The 14,845-nt window shown below is 59.4% G+C and carries 14 protein-coding genes; 7 read left to right on the top strand and 7 right to left on the bottom strand.

The features are described 5' to 3' along the window. The first annotated feature begins 193 nt into the window (after nucleotides 1–193). Nucleotides 194–3,028, top strand: a complete 2,835-nt coding sequence (locus FQ705_RS03945) for an ATP-dependent Clp protease ATP-binding subunit (protein ID WP_144138114.1) — start codon at nucleotides 194–196, stop codon at nucleotides 3,026–3,028. A 53-nt stretch (nucleotides 3,029–3,081) separates the two neighbouring features. Here FQ705_RS03945 and FQ705_RS03940 read toward each other — a convergent pair whose 3' ends face one another. The 4 genes from FQ705_RS03940 to FQ705_RS03925 form a co-directional block, all read right to left on the bottom strand. Then, nucleotides 3,082–3,354, bottom strand: a complete 273-nt coding sequence (locus FQ705_RS03940; RefSeq protein ID WP_144138113.1) for a UBP-type zinc finger domain-containing protein — start codon at nucleotides 3,352–3,354, stop codon at nucleotides 3,082–3,084. Between the two features lie 56 nt (nucleotides 3,355–3,410). Beyond that, nucleotides 3,411–4,625 carry an NAD(P)/FAD-dependent oxidoreductase gene (locus FQ705_RS03935; protein ID WP_260854381.1) on the bottom strand — a complete coding sequence of 405 codons (1,215 nt, stop codon included), beginning with the start codon at nucleotides 4,623–4,625 and terminating at the stop codon, nucleotides 3,411–3,413. Nucleotides 4,626–4,819: 194 nt separating this feature from the next. Continuing rightward, the gene (locus FQ705_RS03930; protein WP_144138111.1) at nucleotides 4,820–5,059 is read right to left on the bottom strand and encodes a DUF6566 family protein; all 240 of its coding nucleotides are present in this window, start codon (nucleotides 5,057–5,059) and stop codon (nucleotides 4,820–4,822) included. 27 nt (nucleotides 5,060–5,086) lie between these two features. After that, a complete protein-coding gene (locus tag FQ705_RS03925) occupies nucleotides 5,087–5,329 on the bottom strand; it encodes a hypothetical protein (protein WP_144138110.1) in 243 nt (80 codons plus the stop codon). Nucleotides 5,330–5,866: 537 nt separating this feature from the next. Between FQ705_RS03925 and FQ705_RS03920 the strand changes: the two genes are divergently transcribed. Next, nucleotides 5,867–6,433, top strand: coding sequence for a phosphate-starvation-inducible PsiE family protein (locus tag FQ705_RS03920; RefSeq protein ID WP_144138109.1), 567 nt, complete (start codon nucleotides 5,867–5,869; stop codon nucleotides 6,431–6,433). A 785-nt stretch (nucleotides 6,434–7,218) separates the two neighbouring features. Here FQ705_RS03920 and FQ705_RS03915 read toward each other — a convergent pair. Further along, on the bottom strand, nucleotides 7,219–7,860 hold the full coding sequence (locus FQ705_RS03915) for a glutathione S-transferase family protein (protein WP_144138108.1): 642 nt from the start codon (nucleotides 7,858–7,860) through the stop codon (nucleotides 7,219–7,221). 599 nt (nucleotides 7,861–8,459) lie between these two features. Here FQ705_RS03915 and FQ705_RS03910 point away from each other — a divergent pair. From FQ705_RS03910 to FQ705_RS03900, 3 genes are all read left to right on the top strand, one after another. Next, the gene (locus tag FQ705_RS03910; protein ID WP_260854380.1) at nucleotides 8,460–10,046 is read left to right on the top strand and encodes a recombinase family protein; all 1,587 of its coding nucleotides are present in this window, start codon (nucleotides 8,460–8,462) and stop codon (nucleotides 10,044–10,046) included. 5 nt (nucleotides 10,047–10,051) lie between these two features. Then, nucleotides 10,052–10,375 (top strand): hypothetical protein, encoded by a 324-nt coding sequence (locus FQ705_RS03905; protein ID WP_144138106.1) that lies wholly within the window; start codon nucleotides 10,052–10,054, stop codon nucleotides 10,373–10,375. A 125-nt stretch (nucleotides 10,376–10,500) separates the two neighbouring features. Continuing rightward, nucleotides 10,501–10,956 carry a hypothetical protein gene (locus tag FQ705_RS03900; protein WP_144138105.1) on the top strand — a complete coding sequence of 152 codons (456 nt, stop codon included), beginning with the start codon at nucleotides 10,501–10,503 and terminating at the stop codon, nucleotides 10,954–10,956. 104 nt (nucleotides 10,957–11,060) lie between these two features. Here the strand turns inward: FQ705_RS03900 and FQ705_RS03895 are convergent, their stop codons facing one another. Beyond that, complete coding sequence (locus FQ705_RS03895) at nucleotides 11,061–11,270, bottom strand: hypothetical protein (RefSeq protein WP_144138104.1); 210 nt, start codon at nucleotides 11,268–11,270, stop codon at nucleotides 11,061–11,063. Between the two features lie 30 nt (nucleotides 11,271–11,300). Continuing rightward, nucleotides 11,301–11,666 carry a hypothetical protein gene (locus FQ705_RS03890; protein WP_144138103.1) on the bottom strand — a complete coding sequence of 122 codons (366 nt, stop codon included), beginning with the start codon at nucleotides 11,664–11,666 and terminating at the stop codon, nucleotides 11,301–11,303. 644 nt (nucleotides 11,667–12,310) lie between these two features. Between FQ705_RS03890 and FQ705_RS03885 the strand changes: the two genes are divergently transcribed. Together FQ705_RS03885 and FQ705_RS03880 are read left to right on the top strand one after the other, a co-directional pair. Next, nucleotides 12,311–13,291 (top strand): SDR family oxidoreductase, encoded by a 981-nt coding sequence (locus FQ705_RS03885; protein WP_144138102.1) that lies wholly within the window; start codon nucleotides 12,311–12,313, stop codon nucleotides 13,289–13,291. A 144-nt stretch (nucleotides 13,292–13,435) separates the two neighbouring features. Then, a complete protein-coding gene (locus FQ705_RS03880; protein ID WP_144138101.1) occupies nucleotides 13,436–14,458 on the top strand; it encodes an IS110 family transposase in 1,023 nt (340 codons plus the stop codon). The last annotated feature ends 387 nt before the right edge of the window (nucleotides 14,459–14,845 follow it).

The raw sequence follows: 14,845 nt of genomic DNA, 5'->3' as shown, positions 1-14,845 counted from the left end.
CGGCTAGAGGAACTGGGTGCCGCGCGAACAGCGGATCGGTCGACGTGCCGTCCACTGGATTACCTCGTTTCGAGTGCAGCGCGAGCCCAGCGCGCAAACAAGGCGGCACCGGAATAAGCAGCGGAACAGATGTTTTCCACACACCCATTACCCGCCCGGGAAGCGATGCCCTCACGGACGAAAGGAGATCATCATGGCCGAGTGCAGTGTTTGTGGAAAGCCCGCAACCTCGCAGATCACGATCACCGAAAACGGTCAGCGCCGTCAGCTGATGCTGTGCGATGAGCACTACATGGAGTTCATGGCGCGCAATCAGAGCCGCCTGTCGCCGCTAGAGTCACTCTTTCACGGCGGACTTTTCGACAGTCTGTTCGACGACATGTGGCCACAGATGGAAGGCGGCCGCAGTAGCCGGTCACGCATCGGACGCGCGCCCGGACAATCCGGCGGAGCGGATCAGGGCACAGGCGCCGGTAGCGGGCAAATGGGCGATTCAGCGGGCGTGCACCCAGGCGGCCGGACACGCCGGCATCGCCGGGCGCGTGAAGCGGTGGACCTGCAGACGTACCTGAGCCAGAGCGGTCTGGACCGCCTGCAAGCCGCGGCGCAAGCAGCGGTCGAATATGGCAAGAACGAAGTCGATACGGAACACCTGTTGCTGGCGCTCGCCGATAACAATGTGGTGCAGGAAATCCTGCGCGAATTCAAGCTTGATGCCGAAGAGATCAAGAAGACCATCGACCAGACCGCGCCGCGCGGCACCCGCAAGGAGCCGGGCGACAACGAGCAGATCGGTGTGTCGCCACGCGCTAAAAGTACGCTGGAAAATGCGTTGAAGTCGTCACTGGAACTGGGTCACAGCTATGTCGGACCAGAACACATTCTGATTGGACTCGTGGAGGAAGAAGACGGCTTTGCAGGTGAATTGCTGCGGAAGCTCGGGCTGTCGTCGCCATCGCTGCGGCAAAAAGCAGTCAAGGTGGTCGGCAAGGGCGCCGAAGACGGCAAGATGGAAGACCGCTCCACCACGCCCACGCTCGACAAGTACGCGCGCGATCTCAGCGCGCTTGCGCGTCAAGGCAAGCTCGATCCGGTAATCGGCCGTGACAAGGAAATCGAAACCACAATTGAAGTGCTCGCGCGGCGGCGCAAAAACAATCCGGTGCTGATCGGCGAGCCCGGTGTGGGTAAGACCGCTATCGTGGAAGGCCTCGCCCAACGCATTGCTCAGGACCAGGTGCCCGAAGTGCTACGCGGCAAGCGCGTGGTCGAACTGAATATCAATAGCGTCGTGGCAGGCGCGAAGTATCGTGGCGAGTTCGAGGAGCGCGTCAAGAAGGTGCTGGATGAGATCGTCCAGAACCAGGACCGTCTGGTTGTCTTTATCGACGAACTGCATACGATTGTCGGCGCCGGCAAGGGCGGCGGCGAAGGCGGCCTCGATATCGGCAATGTCTTCAAGCCCGCGCTCGCTCGCGGTGAGCTGCACCTCGTGGGTGCGACCACGTTGAATGAATACCAGAAGTACATTGAAAAGGACTCGGCATTGGAGCGGCGCTTTCAGCCCGTCATTGTGCCTGAGCCTAGCGTCGAGGAAACGATCGAGATTCTGCGTGGCCTGCGCGACCGGCTCGAAGCGCATCACAAGGTGAAAATCACCGAAGAGGCGATCGCTGCCGCGGCAAAGCTCTCGGACCGCTACATTGCCGCACGCTTTTTACCAGACAAGGCAATCGATTTGCTCGACCAGGCCGCCGCCCGCGTGCGCATTTCGTCGAATTCGCGTCCGCAGCCATTGCACGATGTGGAGGCGAGCATCCGCCGCATCAAGCAGGAACAGGACGCGGCCAGCGCTGCCAAGGAATTCGATAAAGCCAAGGAACTGGAAGAACAGCTCGTCGCGGAACAAAAACGCCTGCATCAAGCCACTGAATCATGGAAGAAGGAACGCGGCACCAGTTCGCAGGAAGTGACGGCGGAAGACATTGCGCAGATCGTTTCGTCGCTCACGGGCGTACCGTTATCTGAACTCACGGCTGAGGACCGTGAAAAGCTGTTGCGACTGGAAGACCGCCTGAAGGAGCGCGTGGTCGGCCAGGATGAAGCCATCTCCGCGGTCGCCAAAGCAGTGCGGCTTTCGCGCGCCGGTTTGACCGAGGCCGGCAAGCCGACAGCGAGCTTCCTCTTTCTTGGGCCCACAGGCGTGGGCAAAACCGAACTCGCGAAGGCGCTTGCCGCATCGGTGTTCGGTGACGAGAGCGCGCTAGTGCGTATCGACATGAGCGAGTATTCCGAGCGCCACACGGTGGCACGGCTAGTTGGCGCGCCACCCGGATATGTCGGCTACGAGGAAGGCGGGCAACTCACCGAGCGCGTGCGGCGCAGGCCATATTGCGTGGTGCTGCTCGACGAAATCGAAAAGGCGAACTCGGAGGTGCACAACCTCCTGCTGCAACTGTTCGACGAAGGGCGGCTCACCGACGGCAAAGGACGTCTGGTCGATTTCACCAACACGATCATCATCGCGACCAGCAACGTCGGCTCACAGTTGATCCAGGACAATATGAAGGCCGACTCGAAGCAACTCGACTATTCGGAGCTGCGCGACCGGTTGATGCAAATCCTGCGGCATCATTTCAGGCCGGAGTTTCTCAATCGCGTCGACGAAGTGGTTGTGTTTCATGCGCTCGGCAAGGAGCAGATTCGCAGCATCGTCGATCTGCAGCTTGCGCGCGTACGACGCACGGCGTTGGCCCAGGGCATCGATCTGTCATTCGACGATGGCTTGCGCGATCACCTTGCGCAGATCGGCTATGACCCCGAATTCGGCGCGCGGATGCTTAAGCGCAAGATCCGTCTTGAAGTGGAATCGCAACTCGCCGATGCGCTGTTGCGAGGCGACGTGCGCGACGGCGACAAGGTCACAATGGTCTACGACTCGGGTACGCACGCTGTGCGTGTGCAGAAAGGAGCCACTCCCACAGAAGCGCCCAGTGAGGCGTCGAAGCCGGCACCGGCGCATGCGTGACTCTGGCATGCTCAGGAACGCGACGCCGCTCGCACGTGCGGGCGGCGTCGGCGTTACGATTCGAGTTCACCTGCGATGATCTCGTCGCGATAGCACCAGATCCACGTTTCGCCGGGTTCGATTGAACGTACCAGCGGATGGCCGGTCGCGTGAAAATGCCTGCTTGCATGCCGGTTGGGCGATGAATCGCAACAGCCGACGTGTCCGCACGAAAGACAAAGCCTCAAATGTACCCACGGCTGGCCAAGCCTCACGCACTCCTCGCAATAGTCGACGGACGTGTGGAGAATGCGGGCCTCGCCCAGGTGCATGCAACCAGGGGTCATGATCGTACTCCTCGGGCAGGTGCGCACAGACGTGCGCACCAAGGTTGTGCTTACGCTTAGGCGCTATTCAGATAGCGATGCACCAGCGCCACAGCCATCGCTCCCTCGCCGACCGCCGACGCCACGCGCTTGATCGACGCGTGACGCACGTCGCCTGCCGCGAATACGCCGGGCACACATGTTTCCAGATGCAGCGGCGCGCGTTCGAGCGGCCAGTTCAGGTTCGCCCGATATTCCTGCAGGTCGGGACCGGTCACGAGATAGCCGCCTTCATCGCGGACAATGCCGACGTCCTGCGCCCATTCGGTCTGCGGCACGCCACCAATGCAGACGAATAGCCAATTAGTCTTTGCCGTGCTTTGCCGGCCGGTGCGCACATCGGTCAGCGTGATCTCCTGCAATACGTCACTGCCTGCAAGCGCGGTAACTTCGGTGCACGTGCACACTTCAATGTTCGGCGTCGACGTGATGCGATCCAGCAGGTAGTGGGACAGCGTGTTCTTAAGCGATGCGTCACGCACGAGAATATAGACGCGCTTGGCGGTCTGCGAAAAATGCATGGCGGCCTGTCCCGCCGAATTGCCGCCGCCCACCACATATACGTCTTCGTCATGGATCAGCTCAGCCTCACTCGCGCCGGCGCCGTAATAAAGGCCCGCGCCGAGATAGCGCTCTTCACCCATCAGGCCTAGCGTGCGATATGCCACGCCGGTCGCGCAGATAGACGTGCGCGCCGTGATACGTGTGCCGTCTTCGAGATACACGATGCCACGGCCTGGCGGAAACTCCGCGTGCACGCCGGCGCGCGCCAGCAGGATTTCGGCGCCGAACTTGATGGCCTGGACGCGTGCCAGTTCAGCGAGCTCCGCCCCGCTCACGCCCTGTGGAAAGCCCAGGTAGTTCTCGATTCTCGAACTGCTGCCTGCCTGGCCGCCCAGTGCCCAACGCTCCACCAGGACGGTATGCAGTCCCTCCGATGCACCGTATACCGCCGCGCTCAATCCCGCCGGTCCCGCGCCGTAAATCGCGAGATCGTAGGCCTCACGGGATGGACTCGCAAACCAACCGAGCTTCTCGGTGATTTGCTGGATGGTGGGACATTCGAGCCGCGTGCCGTCGTGGAAGACGCAGACCGGCAAGCGCGAATCGGAAAGATGCTGCACGTGCGCCAGTTCCTCCGCTTCTTTATCGCTGCGCAGTTCGATCCATTCGAACGGTATGTCGCTGCGATGCAGAAAGTCCCGTATCGCGTAGCCGTTTGCGCTGCGCATGGGCCCATAGATCCTGACCATGAACATGCTATCCGCCTTTGAGGATGTGGGAGTTTCTTTCGTTTCACGCGCTTCACAAGTAGGCGGCCGCGCCGAGATAACGGCTGTCGGCCGTATTCGTGCACCGCAAGCGCATTGTAGGGGGCGTCTTTCGCGATACTGCTGGGTATATTCGCTTTCCGCTCATGGTTCCATCACATTGGGTCGTGCGACTCTTCCAGTTTGTGATCGACAAAACGCGTGCCCCACTCGATGCCGTCGCGCACTGCCTCCTCCTGCGTAAGCCATTCCGGCTGAATCGTCTCCGGACGGAATTCGGCTACGGGGCTATCGGCATGGCGCACGCTCACCTTCGCCTGCCACGCGCCGTATGCGTTCTGCTCCGGCTGTACCACGATCTCGTGGCCTCGATGTTCAAACACGTGCGTTCGCATGAGCCGCTCCGCTTTCGTATTAAGGCGTCAATCTGGAAGCACGAACTCGGTGCGCATGTCTTCGATTACCTTCTGGACATGATGTGCGTAATCTGCGCCGAGGTCATTGAGCGGCACTACGTTCCAGTTGCGGCCGGATGCGTCGGGCGGGTGCCGCTCTGGTAGCGGTATGCGCACGCGCGAAGCTCCCGGCACGTCAGCGGCGAGTTTCGCCATGTGGTTCTGCAGTTCGTTGTGAATCTGCTCAGCGGTTCGAATGGTCTTCGGCATCGGTCTCCCTCCCTCGGTCGCGTGTCCGGATCGTGCCTTAATGGCGCATACGTTTCTCTTGCGTGAGCATGCGCCAGCAATGCTTTAAGTCTAGTCGCTAATCCGTTGATGTTAGGATAATCCGTCGCTTCTGCGGACTGCATCGAGGGACGGCGCGCCGCAAAGCTATAGCTCGTATGAGCGGTTGATGACCGGTCGGCGCATCCTGTGATGCGATCCCTGTGGCGCCGCCAAAATCGCGCAATTCCATATTGCGCTCGTTGGGGTACAGTGAATGAACCTGCTGCTTCAGGCCGAGTACCTCTTCGAATACATGACAGGAACTGTATTACAAGCGCAAGATAGTTCAACCTCTGTTATCAATAACTGGATATATCAGTTCCGCTTTGGGCAGCTATCCGCAAAGAAGCCGCGCAAACGCGAAGGACCGTAGCATGTGCGTTAGTCGACCGTCGAATGAACCGTGCACGATGCATGTGCGATCCATACGCGCTCGGTGCGTTCGCGGCGCAGCGACGGCCGTCCGGGAGTCAAATCATGGAAAGTAAGAAAAGCTGGCTGCGCAAGGACCTCGATGCGTTGCGTCTGCAGTGGGACATGCTCACCTTTTATGAACGATTCGAGCAGCTTGTCGCGCATGTGCTGAGTGTGGTGATTTCTATCATCATCCTCGTGTCACTTTGGCAATTGATTCGCGCGGTGATTTCATTGCTGGTTTCGGATGCGCTGAACCCGCTGGATCACGCGGTGTATCAGACCGTCTTTGGCATGGTCATGACGCTGCTGATCGCTATGGAATTCAAACATTCGATTACACGCGTGATGGCGCGGCGCGATCACATCGTGCAGGTCAAAACGGTGCTTCTTGTTGCGCTGCTGGCTATCGCCCGGAAATTCATCATTCTCGATCCGGCAAGTGCGCCCGCCCAGATCGCGGCGCTTGCATTTGCGTTGGTGGCACTGGGGAGCGTCTACTGGCTGATGCGGCAGCGTGATGACCCGGCCGATGCGACGAGCGCCGCGCAAGCTGAGCGTGATCGCGTGGTGCACGCGCAGCGACAGCAAGCGGGACCGCCCCGCGAAGGCGGCCAGCCTGGCAATTGACCTGAGTCGCCGCGCTCGTCACGTGATGGCCGCGTAAGCGTCAATACAGCGGACGGCGCCGATGGTCACGGGAAGTCCGGTCGCCTCCAGTTGCGCCCGGGACAGGAGCGTTTCGAGCGCAAGCCCTTTCGTCTCAATGCCCATCTACCATGCCGTAAGCGCCGCTATGCCGAACAACGGCGCACGGAGCCTGAACAGGCAGCCCTCGCCGAATGCCGGCGACACGAGACCGACCGCATACCGATCGGCGACGGAGCCCCGGTGACGCGGACGACTTGATTGCGGCATCTCCGGCCAGACTTCCACACGAGGAACAACGATGGCGATGGTCAGAAAAACACAGGCCTTCCTTAAAGCGGTGGGATTCGATCTGCAACCGGGCCATGGCCTCGGTATCGGTGACACCTTTCAACGGCGCCCTGACGATCAATGATTCGTCCAGGCAACGGGACGTCCGTCCTGACGGCGGTCGCGGGCCTCTTTTCCCAAAACCTTGTCATATCCGAGCAAGCAACCTGTCTTTTTCACCGAAGCCGAGTCGTTTTCCCGGTCCCCAGTTCAGACGTGCACAAAAGTAACGCTCCTCAAGTCGCGGCATGGCCGACCACCCAACAAACTAGTCGGATCATGAAGGTCCGTTGCCCGGGGCGAAGCCGACGTCCGAACGTCCGCGAAAATGCATGTGTCAAGGTCCGTTCGTGGCCGAGCGCGGAAGTTTGCCAGTCGATCATCGCGGCCGGCATTGCTTTGCTCGCGAAGCCGCGTCGAGTCGGTATCGACCAGGGTTACGCCAACATCGGAGTCAAGTCCGGATCTCCTTTCGCCATCGCCTGCTGATAAGCGGACCGCCCTCCGATCCGCTGCAGATAGGCAAGTATGCTGGGATACGGCTTGAGATCGACTGGATGGAACAGGCGCATTGTTGTCAGCGAGAATACGCTCATGATGTCGGCTGCCGTAAATTCGCTCCCTGCCAGATAGTCGTTCTGCGTCAACCGCTCTTCGATCAGCGCGAGCACCTTGTCCAAACGCACCTGGACTGACGTCTGAACCGGATCATCCGGCGCTAATCCGCAGCGTCCCACAATCATCGATCGACCCATCACGGGCTGGAGATTCCCGTTGGCAAAGTGGAACCAGTAGAGATAGGAAGCAAACTCCGGATGGTTCAACCCATATTGCAAACGGCCATGACCATATCGGGCGAGGATGAATTCGACGATGGCGGCTGATTCGGCGAGCAGGACTCCGTCGACTTCGATGAGCGGCGCAGCGCCGAGCGGATGCAGCGCTTTCAGTTCCGGGGGCGACAGTCGCGTGACCGCGTCGCGCGTATATTTCTCGAGCTCATACGGAACGCCGAGTTCTTCACAAAGCCAGACAATCCTTTCCGATTGTGAGTGGCCGAGGTGATGGATTTTTAGCATGGAACTTTCCTTGTGAGAAACGCGAGACAATTGAGAAGCATAGGGGAATGTTTGACTCAAAGAGCGAGAGCGCGAGGGGCGTCGGGACGTGGGCTGATTTGGGAAAGATGAAACCGCCGACCGCACTCCAGTCCTCAAACCTCGGTAAGCAGCTTCCCAATGCGCACGCGGGCCTTAGCAGTGAAACGGCTGCTGCCACTGAGAGAATTGGCGCCTTAACATGCTCATTATCGCCTGACGATTCTGTCATGGATGGCACGTACACCGTCCCGACGCGTATGCCAGTCCAATAGCCCGCTTTAGCCAGCATGTGAAGGAGCTATGTCGGCAGCTCAAGGTCTGATCGATGAGCGCAACGGCCCCTTGACTGCTTTCGGGGACGGAGCGCAAGGTCGCAGGCGGAATATAACCGTTCGCAGCCTTGCGAATTACTAATCATTTTGACTGGACGCGCGACGTCGAAGTGATTCCACGGTGATGCCCGACTGTTGGCAGGCGCGACGCAATCTGTCGCCCTATTTCAGCAAAAACGGCCGTCGCCCGCCTTGACTTCGTGAGGAATACGGCTAGCACTGAAGGGTACCGTTAGTCGAGCTGCCATGTCCTCCTCCCGGAAGCCTGGTGTTCACCTCGCTGGGCCGCCAAGGGCGGCGCAGTACATCCGCATGTCCACCGATCATCAGGAATATTCTCCGCTCTTCCAGCGTGAAGCGATTGCGCGCTATGCGGTCGCGAACAATATTCGCATTGTGCGGGACTACGAAGATGCGGGCATCAGCGGCCTCACGTTGCGCGACAGGCCAGCATTGATCAGGCTCCTGCTCGATGTGGAGGATCCGGCACGACGGTTTTCCAGCGTACTGGTGTATGACGTCAGCCGCTGGGGACGGTTTCAGGATGTCGATGAGAGCGCTTTTTACGAAAACACGTGTCGGCGCGCCGGTGTGCGCATTATCTATGTCGCTGAACCCTTCGAGAACGACGGCACTCCCCTCTCATCGGTACTGAAAGCGATGAAGCGGGCGATGGCTGGAGAATTCAGTCGCGAGATGTCGCGCAAGATCTTTCTGGGTCACTGTCTCAACGCCCAGCGGGGATTTCATACCGCGGGGCCCGCGGGGTATGGCCTGCGTCGCATGCTGGTCGATGCTCGCGGGAATATCCGGCAGCCGCTTGGCAGCCACGAGTACAAGAATGTACAGACCGACCGCGTGATTGTCGTTCCGGATACTTCGGGCGAAGCGGCAATGGTCCGCAAGATGTTCGAGTGGTATGCGACGCAACCGGTCACAGCAGCCGGCATTGCGAGGCGGTTAAACGACTTTGGGATCGTCAATGGCGTTGGGCGCGCCTGGAAAGGCAGGAACGTCATGCAGATCCTGCACAACGAGAAGTACATCGGCACCAACGTGTACAGCCGCACGACGTCGAAGCTCGATAGCCCATGGCAGCAGCTCCCGGAGGACGAATGGATAAAGGTGCCAGACGCATTTCCCCCTGTGGTCGACAAGACGATCTTTGCAGCCGTTCGGAGCAAACTGGCGGGTGTCCGGCGAAGACCAACGCGCGACGAGATCATTGACGGCATGCGCAAGGTCATCAGCCGCACAGGCAAGATCAATCAGAGGTTACTCAAGCATTACAGGAGCGCCCCATCGGCGGAGCAGGTTGCGCACGAGTTCGGCAGTCTCAACGCAGCGTACAAGGTTGTGGGCTACGCCCCGAACCTGGATCCTGAGCGCTCAGAAAACCGGGTTGTCGAGCGAGATATGGAGCGACGCGTTGCGGAGAGCGCCACTGCAATGCTGCGCGAGCTCGGACACGACGTTTGCTATGAAAAGCATACCACTATGCTGTGCGTCGATGACGCGTTACGAATTCAACTGGTCGTGCGCCGGCCGTGGCTGATCCAGGGACATTTACCGTACTGGACGGCCCGCTGGCCCGACTGCTTTGCGATTGATTTTCTGGTTTTTGGGCGTATTGAACGGGCCGGTACGGAGTTACTTGATTTCCACGTCCTGCCGCGCGGCAGTCTCCGCGCCGGGGAATACACCGTGGTGTTCCGACACGGTCAATCGCATTTTGAACCCTATCGGCATTCTGACCTGAAAGCTCTGGTCGCACTGGCGGACATCGTTTCACTCGAAGCGTTTGCCCCGGGTTTCAATCCGGTCTCGAGGTAGACTCTATGGCAAAGGCGAACCCAGTCAGCTCAGAGCAGCAGGTCGCTCCCGCCAGTAGCCAGATTCCGGCGCCGGTTTGCGGCGACCCTTATCCCGCAAACCGGAAATGCACGCCCGAAGCCACAGCGCGGAAAGTTCTCATGCTCGAACGTGCGCGGCAACAGGCCGTCATAATACAGATGGAAGCCGTCCACGCGGAGATGTGCATCATGGAAAGCGTGCTTCGCGAACTCATGTCTGATCAGGCGTTCGTGGCGCTGCTGAGACGTCAGGGGTTCCTCACAATGCCGCGACAGCTTCGCGATCGTCTTGGGGGATGGATTTCGTGACTAAACCACGCCTTGCAAGATTCGTGGCCCGCGCAGTAGAGTCGTCCGTTGGGCAAGTCGTACCGGCCGGCGTGTGCGCGGAGGCACTCAGACAACTGGCTGGATTCCGCCTGCCTGAGCGCACGGTGGCTGCTCTTATCCGAATGGCTTCATCACGGCAATCAAGCGTGGCCCAGGTGATGGTCAGGCAAAACAACTGCAGCGGCGATTTTGCTCGCGCGCTACTAGCGGCCACACCAGCATCGCAGCGTGCGGACGATCCGCGCGGCCGGCAGTCCGACTCTGAGCGCGTCAGGCTGTTGTCCGGCCTTGAAAGCGGCCTCGTCCGTATGCAGTTGACGGGGCGTTCCCTGAAGCCGGCCTTCAACGACGATCTTTACTATCTTGCACTGACCGCGAGTTTTGTCAGGGGCTGGATGGGCGATGAGGACGTAAGAACGTGGATCGAGGCTCACTATCCAGGCAACGCTGTCACGCTCAAGCAGCTTGTTTCAGCATCGGAGGCGGCGACCGTCCCGAAGCGTCCGATGAAGCTGCCATATAAGCCTCCCGTTCAGACCGCAGACAGAAACCGACACTGATTGGCCCCTTTCCCGCCACGGGAAACCTTATCCGTACCGCGGGTGCGTGAGCGCTTCGTAACGCGACGGCGCAGATGAGACCAGCGACGGATCAGAGCCAGCGCTTAAGGCAACTGATCCGGATCGCCGCCCATGGCACGATACAGATCGCGTACAAATTCCTCGCTGACGACGTCCCACTCAGCTGAGCCATAGAGCACATCTTCCGGATTTTTCTTGCCCCGCGCGTGACGCAAAGTACGCACGGTCATTTCGAGGGCCATCGCTTCTTCGTAGAGCGGATGACCCGGGCGCAGGTGATCGTCGTTGTCCATGGCTGATTTTCGGCAGGCACCGAGAATACTTTAGGCATGCCCCCTTAGCTCGCCCTCGCAGGCCGCGTGGATTCCACGAACCACAGGGGAGCGGTAGTCCAGTCGCCAGCCGTCCGTGAAGAGCTTTGCCAGGAAGGCAGTGTCGACAAAAAGAGGCAGCCCTGCAAAGTCGATTGCCACTTTCTCTGACAGCGAGGCCAAGTGCACCCGTTCCGACCAGTTGGCCGTCGCGCCGTTGCTGGCAAGCCAGATACGTGTCGACTCGACCAGGTGATCTGTGCGTAGCCATTCGTGCGTGCGTGCGTGGGCCATGAGTTGCCCAACCACTAGGTAGCAGAGCAGTTCGGCGCGTGCATCGTTGTCAAGCCCAGCAGGCTTAGGCGAAGATGTGGTCATCGGTTGTACAGCACCCGTTCAGTATTGTTTCGCGCCGCTTTTGGCAGCTACGTGAGGCCGCAGCAAGTTTCACAAACGTCGCGCCGTTTCACGTAGACGAATCTCGCAGCGGCAACATCCAAGGCACTGATACAAACCCTGAACCCGTGTCCGCAACCATCGATGATATCGACCGTCAACCGGCGATGATCCGCAACCGACTTTCAGTCTTGGTTCGATCCATTAAAGTCCATGCGGAGGATTTAAAGCACTGCTAGTCGGTCAGCCTGTGTTTTCAGCGGCGCGCCCTACGACCCTCGCCGATCGGTCAGATTCGCTCGCAAAGCCGGCTTACGACCTCACTCAAGCCTGTAGGCAACACGTTGTAACTTCATCAATCGCTTCGCCCCCCGCCTTCGCCAAACCCGTGTACGAATCGCTTTTATGGACTCCATCTTCCGGCGTCAATGTTTGCGCAGCGAATTGCGCCGTGCGGCGCTGCCTCACCTTCCAGCTTGTATATAGTTGTCGCAACGCTTCAGGTAAAGCCGATTCGTAGCGACTGTCGGGAGTTGCATCTGTTTTTACCTGCTGTCTGCCGGGTGGGCGGCTCGTGGCGGTCGTACGCTTGTTTCCTGACGAAGACTTCACCATGCAGAGCCTATATGAATGAAACCTGGAAGTCGGCAGACATCTCGTCTCTGGACGGCAAACGGATTCTGATCACCGGAGCAAACAGCGGAATTGGATATCACGCCACGTTAGGGCTCGCGCGAAAGGGAGCGCATGTGATCATGGCATGCCGCGATCCACGTCGCGCAGGAGCAGCGATTGCCCGTCTGAGGGTCGAGGCGCCCGGCGCCAGCGCCGAACTGGTCGTCCTGGATCTTGCGTCTCTTGCATCGGTACGGGAGTTTGCGCACCGTGAGCTCGCGGAACTACGCCCTCTTCATACCCTTATCAACAACGCAGGTGTGATGGCGCCACCGAGGAGGCTTGAAACTGCAGATGGTTTTCAACTTCAATTCGGCACCAACGTCCTCAAGCATTTTGCCCTGACAGGCTTGCTGATGCCGCTACTGGAAAGGGCGATGTGGGCTGGGCGTCCGCGCGTGGTGACGATTGCATCTATCGCCCACAAACGGGGACGTCTGAACTTCGACGATCTGCAGTCCACACGACACTATTCACCGATGCAGTCCTATCAGCAATCGAAGCTCGCCGATCTGATGTTTGCACTCGAACTCGACCGGCGCTTGCGCGCGGGCGGCTCGCGTGTGATGTCGATCGCCGCCCATCCCGGTGTGGCGAACACCAATCTGTTCCGTGCCGGCGAGCGATCAACATTGGATACTGCGGTGCGCGCCGCGGCAAGCCATATGATCGGCGCACTGCTCAACAGCGATGACGCGGGCGCATTACCGACGCTGTATGCGGCGACGTCGCCCGACGTGGCTGACGGTGGCTATTACGGTCCGACCGGTTTGATGGAGATGCGCGGCAACCGTGTCGGCCATGCCGCTATTGTACCGAAGGCACAGAATGCGGAAGCTGCGCGACGCCTCTGGCAAGTGTGCGAAACGCTGACCGGAGTGCAATTCCCCTTGCGAGCTTCAGACTTAGAGCATTCGTTTCGATCGAAGTGACGGTCGCCACGCGACCCAGATGGGATGGACACCGCCCTCCCTCCGGGGAAGAAGGCCTGATGCGAAGGAGGCCTCCAGAACTGGACGGCATCAATGTGCCACAGTGGAGTTTCGAGACAACCACTTGTGGAACGGAGGCCCGAAATGAATGCGACGACATATGGACTCGACATTGCCAAGCGCGTGTTCCAGATGTACTGGGTTGACGCCAGCACTGGAGAGGTTGTGAACCGGAGATTTGGCCGGGATGATCTGATTTCGTTCCTCGCGCAGCGTCCCGCTGGTCGCGTTGCCCTCGAAGCATGCGGAAGCTCGCACTGGTGGGCGCGCAAGATCCAGTCGCTCGGGCACGAGGTGGTTCTGTTACACGCCCAGTTTATCCGGCCATTTGTTCAAACAAACAAGACCGACGCTGCGGACGCTCGTGCGATCTGGACGGCAGTACAGCAGCCAGGAATGCGTACGGTTGCAGCCAAGACGGAGGATCAGCAAGCCATGCTGAGTCTGCATCGCATGCGTTCATTGCTAGTCAAGTTCCGGACCATGCAGGTAAATCAGCTCCGGGGGCTGCTGTATGAGTTCGGCGCGTCGTTCCGCGCTGGTCGAGTTGCGGGGCTGGCCGAAATCCGGCAGCGTATGGTTGAGCTTGGAGACGTGCTACCCAAAATAATATCCGCGAATTTGCACGATCAGTTGCGACGCATCGACGGGATTGAGGCCGATATCGAACTTCTCGAGAAACGCATCGGCGCGTGGCAGAAACAGGAAGCAGCCTGTCGTGCGATAGCAGAGGTACCGGGCGTCGGACGACTCACCGCGACAGCCCTGGTCGCAACAATCGGCGATGCCAAGACGTTCAAGTCTGGACGCGAATTCGCGGCTTTCCTCGGTCTGGTCCCCCGGCAAAACGGTACAGGTGGCAAAGTTCGACTGGGATCCATTTCGCGGCGCGGGGATCCATATCTGCGTACGTTATTGATACACGGAGCGCGCTCGGTCATGTACCACGCGAAACTACCAAGCGCGTGGCTAAAAGGACTGCGGGAACGACGCCCTGCGAACGTGGCAGCAGTCGCGTTAGCAAACAAGATGGCGCGAACTGCATGGGCGATTCTGGCCCACGACAGTGCTTACGAAGTGGGGCACATAAGTGTGAGGCCTGCGTAGCAGCACAGGCAATTGTTGAGCGTTGAGGAACTGGTAGGTTGCTAAGGTTGACTCCATGTGATGGCAAAACAGGTCGGACCGCAGGAACGCAAACCTGAACACACTCCTGTGTCTGAAGCACGCGACCCAGATGAGGACGTTCCTGGCGAATTCCATCAGGGCTCGCGGCCTCGGCTTGCGTAAAGCCGAATATAAGACCGCAGCCGATACCTCGTTAGGCATCACAGCAGAATCAACTTGGCAACCGGGCGGTGTCCATATAAGAGTGTGTGGAAACACCGTTTCTTCCGCCAAGCGGTTGATTGCCAGTCAGGTCGATCGAGTTTGATACGGCGAGTTTGCACTAATCGAACATCGCGAGCACAACAAAGCCCCTCGGGGCCTTAG

It is taken from the genome of Paraburkholderia sp. BCC1884 (assembly GCF_900996225.1).
Lineage (GTDB): Bacteria > Pseudomonadota > Gammaproteobacteria > Burkholderiales > Burkholderiaceae > Paraburkholderia.
This window is presented reverse-complemented; position numbering and strand designations above follow the sequence as displayed.

Excerpts from the sequence above, each read along its gene's own strand:
- FQ705_RS03920 (WP_144138109.1), top strand. The coding sequence starts at position 5,867 with ATGGAAAGTAAGAAAAGCTGGCTGCGCAAGGACCTCGATGCGTTGCGT.
- FQ705_RS03910 (WP_260854380.1), top strand. The coding sequence starts at position 8,460 with ATGTCCTCCTCCCGGAAGCCTGGTGTTCACCTCGCTGGGCCGCCAAGG.
- FQ705_RS03945 (WP_144138114.1), top strand. The coding sequence starts at position 194 with ATGGCCGAGTGCAGTGTTTGTGGAAAGCCCGCAACCTCGCAGATCACG.
- FQ705_RS03890 (WP_144138103.1), bottom strand. The coding sequence starts at position 11,666 with ATGACCACATCTTCGCCTAAGCCTGCTGGGCTTGACAACGATGCACGC.
- FQ705_RS03930 (WP_144138111.1), bottom strand. The coding sequence starts at position 5,059 with ATGCGAACGCACGTGTTTGAACATCGAGGCCACGAGATCGTGGTACAG.
- FQ705_RS03885 (WP_144138102.1), top strand. The coding sequence starts at position 12,311 with ATGAATGAAACCTGGAAGTCGGCAGACATCTCGTCTCTGGACGGCAAA.
- FQ705_RS03905 (WP_144138106.1), top strand. The coding sequence starts at position 10,052 with ATGGCAAAGGCGAACCCAGTCAGCTCAGAGCAGCAGGTCGCTCCCGCC.
- FQ705_RS03895 (WP_144138104.1), bottom strand. The coding sequence starts at position 11,270 with ATGGACAACGACGATCACCTGCGCCCGGGTCATCCGCTCTACGAAGAA.
- FQ705_RS03925 (WP_144138110.1), bottom strand. The coding sequence starts at position 5,329 with ATGCCGAAGACCATTCGAACCGCTGAGCAGATTCACAACGAACTGCAG.
- FQ705_RS03940 (WP_144138113.1), bottom strand. The coding sequence starts at position 3,354 with ATGACCCCTGGTTGCATGCACCTGGGCGAGGCCCGCATTCTCCACACG.
- FQ705_RS03935 (WP_260854381.1), bottom strand. The coding sequence starts at position 4,625 with ATGCGCAGCGCAAACGGCTACGCGATACGGGACTTTCTGCATCGCAGC.
- FQ705_RS03915 (WP_144138108.1), bottom strand. The coding sequence starts at position 7,860 with ATGCTAAAAATCCATCACCTCGGCCACTCACAATCGGAAAGGATTGTC.
- FQ705_RS03880 (WP_144138101.1), top strand. The coding sequence starts at position 13,436 with ATGAATGCGACGACATATGGACTCGACATTGCCAAGCGCGTGTTCCAG.